Here is a 10,696-nt window from a genome sequence, read left to right on the forward strand (position 1 = left end):
CCCCGCCGCCAAGATGGTAAAGAATTTCTTAGCACCTGCCTGCTAGTCCCGCCTGGACCAGCGGGAGGCGGGACATGGGGACGATCGGATCGAAGGGCGCGATGGCCGGAACGGCTCTGCCGCGCGGCGCGGCGACACCGGGGCTGATCGCCGAGCTGGTCGCGCCCCTGTGCTGGACCGCGATCGGCGTCGGCATCGCCTGCCGCCTGTTCGCCGGGATCGATGCGCCGCTCTGGTTCGACGAGACCTTCTCCGCCGCCATCGCCTCGCAGGACGGCGCGGGCGCGGTGCGCTGGATGCTGCATGAACTGAGCGGCCCGGTCTATTATTCGATGCTGTTCCTGTGGCAGCATATCGCGGGCGACGGCAATGCCGTGCTGCGGCTGCCGAGCCTGCTCTTCTCGATCGCGACGCCGCTGCTGATCCTGTGGAAGGGCCATCCCGACCGGCAGGTGCGGATGGTTTGGGCGGCGCTGATCGCGCTGTCGATCATGGCGTTCGACACGGCGACGCAGGCGCGGCCCTATGCGCTGCTGCTGCTGCTTGTGGCGGCGCAGGCGATCGCCTTCCTGCGGCTGATCGACCGGCCGACGCGCGCCCAAGCGCTGGCCTGGACCAGCCTGTCGGCGCTGGCCGTTCTGACCCATTATCATGCCGCCATATTGTGCGGGATACAGGGGGTCGCCTATCTGGCGATTTGCCGGGAGCGGGCGCTGCGGACCTGGCCGGCGCTGGCGCCTCTGCTGCCGATGGCGGCCTGGATGGCGGTGCATATCCCCTTTCACCTGAGCTACGCCAGCAAGGACACGGTCTGGTATGATGTTCTGGGGCCGGGCGCGCTGTGGCTCGTGCCGTCGCTGATCGCGGGGCTGCCCTGGGTCGGGGCGGTGCTGATCGGCGGGCTTGGCGTCAGCTTCGGATATGACCTTGCGCAGACGCTGCGCGGGCGCAGCCGTTGGCCTTACAGCGCGGGCGAGACCGCGCTGGCGGCGAGCGGCTGGCTGGCGCTGGCGCTGGTCATGGGGATGGGCTTTGTCGCGCCGTCCTTTTCGGTGCGCTATGTCCTGCCCTTCGTGCCGGCACTGCTGGCGGGCATTGCTCTTTGGGTCCGGCGGATGGGAACGCAGGGGCCGCTGATCGCCGCGCCGCTGCTGGCCGTCATGATCGCGGCGGCGGCGACGCAGCTGATCGGCTATATCCGCGATCCGCAGGCGGATTTCCGGTACGCCTATAATCTGGAGCAGCCGTCCGCGTGGATCGCGGCGCGGGGGGCGGAGCGGCTCATCTTCTTCTGGGACAATCCGGCCGCCGCCCTGCCCGATCCCGACGGCAATATGGCGAAGATCGGCGGCTATTTCTTCGCGCGGGCGGGTCGGCCGGTCGCGGTCGTGGTGCCGCCATGGCGTCGCGGCGACGATCCCAACCGGCTGCTGCCGGCGCTGGCGGGCGAGGAACCGGGCACCGCGATCCTCTGGGCCTATGACGCCGGGGTCAGGGGAACGCTGGGCCGCGATCATCCCTGGGCGATCGCGCGCCACGACCCAAGCTGGCTGTGCCGCGATTTCGGGCGCAGGCCGATCACGGTGCTCGCCTGCGTGAAGCGCGAGCGCCATGGCTGACATCGCCCTCCCCGCCCCCCGTTCCGACAGTTTCGCGTCGCTGCGCGCGGCGATGCCGCGGCTGCTGCCGATGCTGACCGGCGCGGCGCTGCTGCTCGGCCTCGCCTGCCGCCTCTATGCCGGGATCGACGCGCCGCTGTGGCTGGACGAGACCTTCTCCGCCGAGATCGCCAGCCAGCCCGATTTTCCGCATTTCCTGCGCTGGGCGCTCACCGAAATGAGCGGGCCGGTCTATTATGGCAGCCTGTTCCTGTGGGAGAAGATCGCGGGCAACAGCGATCTGGCGCTGCGGCTGCCGAGCCTCGCGCTCTCGATCGCCGCGCCTCTGGTGGTGCTGCGGTGGGGTCATCGCGACCGCGACGTGCGGATGCTGTGGGCCGCGATCCTGGCGCTGTCGGTCGTGGGGTTCGACAGCGCGACCGAGGCGCGCCCCTATGCGCTGCTACTGCTGCTCGCCTGCCTCCAGACCATCGCCTATGTCCGCATGATCGACGCGCCGACGATCCGGCGCGCGCTCATCTGGACCAGCCTGTCGGCGCTGATGGTGCTGACCCACTATTATGCCGCGCTGATCTGCGCGGTGCAGGGCGTCGCCTACCTCGCGATCTGCCGCGGGCGCGCGGTGCGGACCTGGCCTGCGCTTGGCCCCCTCGTGCCGATGGCGCTATGGGCGAGCTATCATCTGCCCTTCGTGCTGGGCTTCGCGACGTCGGACGCCAACTGGTATCGGCTGTTGCAGCCCGATGCGCTGTGGCTGATCCCGCTGCTGCTGACCGGCATGAGCTGGCCGGGCCTGCTGTTGCTGGCGGGGATGGCGGCGCAGGTCGGAATGGACGCGCGCGCGGCGTTGGTGGGCAAAGCGCGCTGGCCTTACACGCCGGGCGAGACAGCGGCGGCGGCGAGCGGGCTGATTGCGCTGCTGGCGCTGCTGGCGGCGGGCTTTGTCGTGCCGACCTTCACGCCGCGCTATGTGCTGCCCTATATTCCGGCGATTTTCTTAGGGATGGCGCTGTGGGTGCGGCGGACGCTGCCGCTGACGCCTTTGGTCGCGCCGGTGCTGCTGTGCGCGCTGCTGGGATCGGCGGGCTCGCAGCTGGCCGGCTATATCCGGCATCCCGAGGCGGATTATCGCTATATCTTCAATTTCGCGGCGCCCTCGCGCTGGATCGCGGCGCAGCAGCCGCTCAGGCTGGTCTTCCTGTGGGACGGGCCGACCGCGCTGATCCCCGACCCGGACCGACATATGGCGGCGGTGGGCAGCTTCTTCCTGCGGCGCGACGGGATCGACATTCCGGTCGTCACGCCGCCCTGGCCGCGCGATGGCGACCCCAACCTCACCCTGTTGCAGGCGGCGGGACAGGAATCGGGCACTGCGATCCTGTGGGCCTATGACGTCAATATTCCCGGCACGCGCGGGCGCGCGCATCCCTGGCGCATCCCGGCGATCGACCCGCGCTGGGACTGTCGCGACTTCGGCCGGGGGCCGGTAGCGCTGGTCGCCTGCATCCGGCGCTGACGCGGGGCTTGGCCGGGCGGCGCTGAAGCCCTACATCGGCGCCATGTATGATTTTGCGCCCGCCGCCGATGCCGACAAGTCGACCCTCTATGCCGATCTCCTCTCCGCCGCCGACGCGCTGACCGCCGGCGAGCCTGACCCGGTCGCCAATATGGCGAACCTGTCGGCGCTGCTCTGGCAGTTTCTGCCCGATCTCAACTGGGCGGGCTTCTACCGGATGGTGGAGGGCGAACTGGTGCTGGGGCCGTTTCAGGGCAAGCCGGCCTGCATCCGCATCCCGGTGGGGCGCGGGGTGTGCGGCGCGGCGGCGGCGACCGGAGAGACGCAGCTGGTCGCCGATGTCCACGCCTTCCCCGGCCATATCGCCTGCGATGCGGCGAGCGCGTCCGAGATCGTCGTGCCGGTAAAGCTGGGCGAGCGGCTGATCGGCGTGCTCGACCTCGACAGTCCCCGGCCCGCGCGCTTCGACCGGCAGGATGCCGATGGACTGGAGCGGCTGGTGGCGCTGGTGGCCGCGCGCATCGGCTGACCGGTTAACCTTCCCTCGCCCCGTTTCGGGACAGGAACGGCAGCGGCGAATCGTGGATTGCGGCGGATCGTCATGCTAAACGAGGCGTTAGCATCCGGTCCGCGCGCCCGCCGCGCGGCCGCGCAGGAACAGGGAGCGTTAACCATGAGGATTTCCGGCCTATTGCTTCTGGGCGCCGCCGCCAGCCTGGCTGGCGCGGCCACGCCCGCCTTTGCGGGAGGTGCCGGCGGCAAGGGCTGGAGCGGCGGGCATATGCCGCGTCCGGGCATGCACATGCCCCGTACGGGGATGCACATGCCGCCGCGTGGCGGAAGCTGGCATGGCGGCGGCTGGAATGGCGGCGGCCATCGCTGGGGTCAGCGCTATAATGGCCGCTGGCATGCCGGCTGGCGCGCGCCGGGCGGCTGGGGCGCCTATCGCCGCCCGGTATATGGCTATGTGCTGCCGAGCTACTGGATCAGCCCGCAATATTATATCGGCAATTACGGCGCCTACGGCCTGCCCGCGCCCGGCTATGGCTATGGCTGGTCGCGCTATTATGACGATGCGGTGATGACCGATCGCTACGGCCGGGTCTATGACCATCGCAGCGATGTCGATTGGGGCCGCTATGAGGGCGGCTATGACGATCGCGACTATGATTATGACGCGCCCCGCCGCGACAATGGCGTGGGCGGCGCGGCGATCGGCGCGGTCGTGGGCGGCATCGCCGGCAACCGCATCGCCGGGCGCGGCAACCGCACCGCCGGCACGCTGATCGGCGCGGGCGTCGGCGCGGTCGCGGGCATGGCGATCGACAAGGCCGAGGATGATCGCAGGCGTGACGCCCCGCCGCCATCGCGTCGTCCCGGCGCAGCCTATGATTATGGCTATGGCTATGCCGACGACAGCGTGACCACGCAGAATGACTATGAAGGCCGCTGGACCGGCACATGGACGACCGATGACGGCCGCCGGGTGAGCGGCACCTATGAGGGCAGGTTCGAGGGGCAGGTGCGTGGGCCGGGCGTCGATTATGACGCGCCGCCCTATGCCGGCGGGCCGCACTGGTCGCATGGGGGTACCCCCGCGGTGCCGGCAGGCGGCTATATTTCGGGCGGCTATTATTATCCCGCGCCGGTCGTGACCACCGTGACGGTGCAGCCGGCGGTGACGACCACCACCACGACCACCTATGTCACCGAGACGGTCGGCTATCACAAGCCGGCGCGGCGGCGGGCGCGCAGCTGCCGCTGCAAATAAGCGGTCGTCAGGCGGGGCGCGGCCGGAAGGCGCTCGCGGGCTGCGGTCGGCCGAGGTGGAAGCCCTGGCCGACCACGCAGCCCAGCTCCAGCAATATCTGCGCCTGAACGGCCGTTTCGACGCCTTCCGCCACCACTTCCATGCCGAAGCTGCCGCCGAGCTTGACGATCGCGTCGACGATGGCGGCGTTCGCGCTGTCCCGGTCGATATCCTGCACGAAGCTGCGGTCGATCTTGAGCACATCGACCGGATAGCGTTTGAGATGCGTGAGCGAGGCGAAGCCCGTCCCGAAATCGTCGAGCGCCACGCGAACGCCCGCGTCGACAAAGTGGCGCAGCGTTCGCGCGACCTGATCGGCGCCCCGATCGAGAAACACGCTTTCGGTCACCTCGACCTCGAAGCAGTCGCCGGGGATGCCGAACCGCGCCAGCCCGCTCAGGACGCGATCGGCAAAGTCGCCCTGCGCGAAATCGGCGGCGGCGGCGTTGATCGCGATCCGTCCGGGCGCGAGCGCGGCCTCCAGCCAGCCGCGCATGTCGGTGAGGACAGCGTCGAGCATCAGCCCCGTCAGCGCGACCGCGATCTCCGCATGGTCGAAGGCGGCGGCGATGCTGCCGGGCGACTGGATGCCGAGCCGCGGATGCCGCCAGCGCAACAGCGCCTCATAGCCGAGCACCGCGCCCGAGCGCATGTCGACGCGGGGCTGATAATAGGGCGTCACCAGCCGGTCGGCGACGACATGGCGGGCCATGCGGATCATCGAATCGCGCTGCTGCGCTTCGGCACGCAAGGATGAGTGGAACATGGTGAGCCGCCCGCGCCCGTCGCGCTTGGAGGCGTAGAGGGCGAGATCGGCCGCCTTCAGCAGGTCGTCGGCGCGATCGGCATGGTCGCCGAAGATCGCGCCGCCGATGCTGACGCCGCAATCGAGCTGCCGCCCCTGATGCGCGAGCGGCGTGCGGGCGCTGGCCATGATCCGGTCGGCGAGCGATTGCAGCGCGGCAGCATGGCCGATAGAGGGCGCAACCAGGCCGAATTCGTCGCCGCCCAGCCGGCCCAGCACGGCGTCGGGCGGAGCGACCGCCGCCAGCCGTTCGGCGAACCCGCAGAGCAGGGCATCGCCCGCATCATGCCCGAGCGAATCGTTGATCCGCTTCAGATCATCGATGTCGAGCATCATCAGGCCGAAGCCCTGCCCCTCCGCCTGCGCCTGTCCCGCCAGCCCCTCCAGCGACGCCTGCCAGAGCGCCCGGTTGGGAAGGCGGGTCATCGCGTCGTGGGTGGCGGCCCAGCGCACCCGTTCCGCCGCATCGCGTTCCTCGGTGACGTCGAGGAAGGTGACGATGATCCGCTGCGGCCTTCCAGAGTCCGATCGGGTGGTCCATCCCGTGCTGCGGATCCAGCGCAGCGCGCCCGTGTCGGCGCGATGGATGCGCAGCGTCGCCTCGAAATGCTGCGGCAGCGAACCGGCAGCGACCGCATCGAGCATCGCGCGCAGCCGGTCGCGGTCGTCGCTATGGACCAGACCGAGCGCCAGGTCGGCAGTGGCCGGCTGGGTCTCGCTCAGCCCCAGCATCCGGCGAAATTCGGGCGACCAGGTCCGCACGCCGGTCACGCAGTCGAAATCCCATATGCCCAGCCGCGCCGACTGGATCGCGAGGCGGAAGCGTTCCTCGCTTTCGCTGAGCGCCTGTTGCGCCAGCCGTTCGGCATGGACATCCTCCAGCGTGCCGTACCAGCGAACGACCTGCCCATCCGCGCCGAACCGGGCCGAGGCGCGCGCACGCATCCAGCGATAGCCGCCGTCGCGCAGGCGAATGCGATAATCTATATCGACCGGCGCGCCGCTCGACAGATGCGCGGTCCAGATCGATATCGTCCGCTCCACATCATCGGGGTGGAGCGCGCCGACCCAGCCGGTGCCAAGCGCCTGTTCGGGCATCATGCCGGTCAGCTCGAACCAGCGCGGGCCGACCTCCTGGATGCCGCCGTCGGGCGACGCCGTCCACGGCACCTGGGGGCTGAGGTCGACCGACCAGCGATAATGCTCGCGGCTTTCGGTCAGTGCCTCGGCGAGCAGGCGGGCTTCGCGGTCGCGCTGGTCGTGAATATCCTCGACCGTGCCATACCAGCGCTCGCCTGCCCCCGGCGCGCCGACGCGCGCGAAGCGAAGCTGCGACCAGCGCGCCTGGCCATCGGCGCAGCGCAGCCGCACCACGACCGGCCCGCCGCCCTTCCCGCCCAGCATGGCGCGCAGCAGCATGCGCCGGTCGTCCCGGTCGAGCAGGTGGCGCCAGCCCAGCCCGGCGGGATCGGCGGCGAGGCGCGGCGCGAAATCCCCCCGCTCGCGCTCGATCGCGCCGATCCGTCCGCGCGCGTCGGCGACCCAGCGCAGCAGCGGCGGAGAGACATGCTCGAACAGCGGCGAGAGCAGAAGATCATGCGCCGGCAGAAAGCTGTCGCCGACCGCCAGGCCCGCTTCCAGCGCAAGCCGCGCATCGCTGAAACGATGGTCAGCGAAGCGATCCATGCGCCGCCTGCGTGAAAATGCCCCTGTTTCCGCTCATGCGGCGAACGTAACGGAAAAAAGTTAAACAAATTCCATCCGGTACGTCCGGGAGCAGACTAACATTCGATAAGATGTCAGCGGTTCAGCATCGCCGCCAGTTCGACCGGAAGCGGCGGTTCGTCCCGGCGCTGGGTGCTGCCGCGGACGGGCGCGTCGGGCTCGAACCGGACCCAGCCGGTGCGGCTGAGCTTTTCGAGCGGGCGGTAGCGGATCTTATACTGCATCCGCTGCGACCCATCGACCCAATAGCCGAGATAGACATAGGGCAGCCCCGCGCCCGCCGCGCGCAGGATATGGTCCATGATGATATAGTTGCCGAGGCCCTGCCGGTCCGCCGCCTGCGTGTCGAAGAAGCTGTAGATCATCGACAGCCCGTCGCCCTGCCGGTCGGTCAGGCACGCGCCGACCAGCCGACCGACACGGCCGTCGATCGATGGCTCCCGATATTCGACGACATAGCTGTCCACCGGGGTCTGTTCGACCATGTCGGCGAAATCCATTTCGTCCATTTCGGTCATGCCGCCGCCCGGATGCCGCGCCCGCAGATAGCGTTGCAGCAGAGCGAACTGCTCCTCGGTCGACCAGGGCTTGCACGCGGTGACCTGAAGATCGCTGTTGCGGCGGATGAGCTTGCGCTGGGTGGCGTTGGGGCGGAATTCCTTCGCGACGACGCGCACCGAGACGCAGGCGGAGCAATCGGCGCAGCTTGGGCGATAGGCGACATTCTGGCTGCGGCGGAAGCCGATGCGGCCGAGCGCGTCGTTCAGTTCGCCGGCATTGTCGCCGCTGAGTTCGGTGAAGACCTTCCGCTCGCTCTTGCCCGGCAGATAGGGGCAGGGCGACGGATTGGTGACGAAAAAGCGCGGAAAGCGGAACGGCGCGGTCATGCCTCTCCCCCCGATTCCACCATGCGCGCCCTCCGCCTCATGCTGCGTTTATGCCGCCCCCCGATGCGCCTGAAAAGGGCATTTACCACGAAAAAATGTCACAATTGCCGCTTAGGGTGTCGCGTCGTCGGCAGGCGGGCCAATCCGGGGCGATTTCCCCCCTCTTCAACCGGTCGCGCCGTCCCTCGCCTCGCCCCTTCAGCTTAGATGAGGCCAGCCAGCGGGCTCGACGGGTCGGCATATAGGCGCTTGCCCATCCGCCCGGCGCGATAGGCCATGCGGCCCGCTTCGACCCCCGCTTTCATCGCGGCGGCCATCAGCACCGGGTCTTTGGCTTCGGCGATGGCGGTGTTCATAAGGACGCCGGTGCAGCCCAGCTCCATCGCCTGCGCCGCTTCGGACGCTGTGCCCACCCCCGCATCGACCAGCACCGGCAGCCTGGTGCCCTCCACGATCAGCCGGATAGTGACGCGATTCTGGATGCCGAGGCCCGACCCGATCGGCGCGCCCAGCGGCATGATCGCAACCGCGCCGACATCCTCCAGACGCTTGGCCGCGATCGGATCGTCGACGCAATAGACCATCGGCTTGAAGCCTTCCTTGGCGAGGATTTCCGTCGCCCGCAGCGTCTCGACCATGTCGGGATAGAGCGTCCGCGCCTCGCCCAGCACCTCCAGCTTGACCAGATCCCATCCCCCCGCCTCGCGCGCCAGCCGCAGCGTGCGGATCGCCTCCTCGCCGGTGAAGCAGCCGGCGGTGTTGGGCAGGTAAGTGACCTTCTTGGGGTCGATATAGTCGGTCAGCATCGGTGCGTTCGGGTCGCTAACATTCACCCGCCGCACCGCCACGGTCACGATCTCCGCGCCCGACGCCGCCAGCGCCGCCGCATTCTGCTCGAAGCTCTTATACTTGCCCGTCCCCACGATCAGGCGCGATCGGAACGTCTTGCCTGCTACGGTCCAGCTATCGTCATCGACGGGCGATACGTCACCACCCCCCACGAAATGCACGATCTCCAGCTCGTCCCCATCCTCGACCCGCACATCCTTCAGCGTCGATCGCGGCACCACCTCCAGATTGCGCTCCACCGCCACTTTCTCGGGCACGAAGCCCAGCTCGCTCGCGAGGTCAGCGAGCGTCAGCCCGTCGCGCACGCGGCGATGCTCGCCATTGATATGGATGGAAATGGTGCCGTCTATGCTCACGCTCATGTCCTGAATTGGCGAAGAGTCTCGACTAAGCGAGACGGGAAAGGCTAAGGATCGTGCCGCATATAGGGGCCACCGCGCCTCTGCCGCAACAGCGTAAGGGGACAGGGCTTGAGCGACACACGCAAAATCTACGTGCTGAACGGCCCCAACATCAACATGCTGGGCACGCGGGAGCCGGACATCTACGGCTATGACACGCTGGACGACATTGCCGAGCGGATGGACGACGCCGCCAATCGCGCGCATGTGGAGCTGGACTTCCGCCAGTCCAACCATGAAGGCCATCTGGTCGACTGGCTCCAGGAAGCGCATCAGGAGGGTGCGCACGCCGTCATCCTCAACGCCGCCGCCCTCACGCATACGTCGGTCGCGCTGCACGATGCGATCAAGGCGATCAGCGTGCCGGTGATCGAGGTTCACCTGTCCAACCCCCACAAGCGCGAGGAATTCCGCCACAAATCCTATGTCGGCATGGCCGCGAAGGGCACGATCGCGGGGTTCGGCGCGCTCTCCTATATGCTGGCGCTCGAAGCCGCGCTGGAACTCTGAGCCTCCGCCACCCGCCGCACGAAAGTTGCGCTTCGGCGTAAAACTGCCTACGCGCTGGCCGCGACAAGATTTTCCAACAAGGGTCTCTCATGAACGACAAGCATGACAAGGGCGCGATGCAGGTGGACGTTCAGCTGGTGCGCGATCTCGCGGCGCTGCTCGACGACACCAACCTGACCGAGATCGAGGTCGAGGATGGCGACCGCAAGATCCGCGTCGCGCGCAAGGCCGGCGGCGCTGCCCCCGTCTATGCCGCCCCTGCCCCGGTCGCGGCAGCGCCCGCCGCCGCCCCGGCCCCGGCCGCCGCAGCGCCCGCCGAAGCCGCGCCGCCCTCCGGCAATGTCGTCAAATCGCCGATCGTCGGCACTGCCTATCTGTCGGCCGAACCGGGCGCTGCCCCCTTCGCCCGCGTCGGCGCGCAGGTCGCGGCCGGCGAAACCCTGCTGATCGTCGAAGCGATGAAGGTCATGAACGCCATCCCCGCGCCCGTCGCCGGCACGGTTCGGGCGATCCTGGTCGATAACGGCCAGCCGGTCGAATATGACCAGCCGCTGATCGTCATCGAATAAGGCCG

9 protein-coding genes are annotated in these 10,696 nt (G+C 68.6%); 6 read left to right on the forward strand and 3 right to left on the reverse strand.

The genetic code is table 11. The features are described from left to right. Positions 1 to 74 precede the first annotated feature (74 nt). The 4 genes from V2B31_RS00490 (at position 75) to V2B31_RS00505 (ending at position 4,906) form a co-directional block, all read left to right on the forward strand. Positions 75 to 1,619: a glycosyltransferase family 39 protein gene (locus V2B31_RS00490; RefSeq protein ID WP_328274263.1), complete on the forward strand. Its 1,545-nt coding sequence runs from the start codon at positions 75 to 77 to the stop codon at positions 1,617 to 1,619. Then, positions 1,612 to 3,135 carry a glycosyltransferase family 39 protein gene (locus tag V2B31_RS00495; RefSeq protein WP_328274264.1) on the forward strand — a complete coding sequence of 508 codons (1,524 nt, stop codon included), beginning with the start codon at positions 1,612 to 1,614 and terminating at the stop codon, positions 3,133 to 3,135. The genes V2B31_RS00490 and V2B31_RS00495 overlap by 8 nt, the downstream gene beginning before the upstream one ends. A gap of 43 nt (positions 3,136 to 3,178) precedes the next feature. Next, on the forward strand, positions 3,179 to 3,664 hold the full coding sequence (locus V2B31_RS00500; RefSeq protein WP_328274265.1) for a GAF domain-containing protein: 486 nt from the start codon (positions 3,179 to 3,181) through the stop codon (positions 3,662 to 3,664). A 144-nt stretch (positions 3,665 to 3,808) separates the two neighbouring features. After that, on the forward strand, positions 3,809 to 4,906 hold the full coding sequence (locus V2B31_RS00505) for an RcnB family protein (protein ID WP_328274266.1): 1,098 nt from the start codon (positions 3,809 to 3,811) through the stop codon (positions 4,904 to 4,906). Between the two features lie 7 nt (positions 4,907 to 4,913). On the opposite strand, the gene V2B31_RS00510 is transcribed toward V2B31_RS00505, so the two are convergent. From V2B31_RS00510 to thiS, 3 genes are all read right to left on the reverse strand, one after another. After that, positions 4,914 to 7,436 carry a sensor domain-containing protein gene (locus tag V2B31_RS00510; RefSeq protein WP_328274267.1) on the reverse strand — a complete coding sequence of 841 codons (2,523 nt, stop codon included), beginning with the start codon at positions 7,434 to 7,436 and terminating at the stop codon, positions 4,914 to 4,916. Between the two features lie 113 nt (positions 7,437 to 7,549). Next, a complete protein-coding gene (locus tag V2B31_RS00515) occupies positions 7,550 to 8,362 on the reverse strand; it encodes an arginyltransferase (RefSeq protein WP_328274268.1) in 813 nt (270 codons plus the stop codon). Between the two features lie 203 nt (positions 8,363 to 8,565). Further along, the gene (thiS, locus tag V2B31_RS00520) at positions 8,566 to 9,567 is read right to left on the reverse strand and encodes a sulfur carrier protein ThiS (RefSeq protein ID WP_328274269.1); all 1,002 of its coding nucleotides are present in this window, start codon (positions 9,565 to 9,567) and stop codon (positions 8,566 to 8,568) included. 114 nt (positions 9,568 to 9,681) lie between these two features. Between thiS and aroQ the strand changes: the two genes are divergently transcribed. Next, complete coding sequence (gene aroQ / locus V2B31_RS00525; RefSeq protein WP_328274270.1) at positions 9,682 to 10,122, forward strand: type II 3-dehydroquinate dehydratase; 441 nt, start codon at positions 9,682 to 9,684, stop codon at positions 10,120 to 10,122. An 89-nt stretch (positions 10,123 to 10,211) separates the two neighbouring features. Then, a complete protein-coding gene (gene accB, locus V2B31_RS00530) occupies positions 10,212 to 10,691 on the forward strand; it encodes an acetyl-CoA carboxylase biotin carboxyl carrier protein (RefSeq protein WP_328274271.1) in 480 nt (159 codons plus the stop codon). The last annotated feature ends 5 nt before the right edge of the window (positions 10,692 to 10,696 follow it).

Origin of the sequence: Sphingobium sp., assembly GCF_036170395.1 — a bacterium.
In the GTDB taxonomy this organism is placed as follows: Bacteria; Pseudomonadota; Alphaproteobacteria; order Sphingomonadales; family Sphingomonadaceae; genus Sphingobium.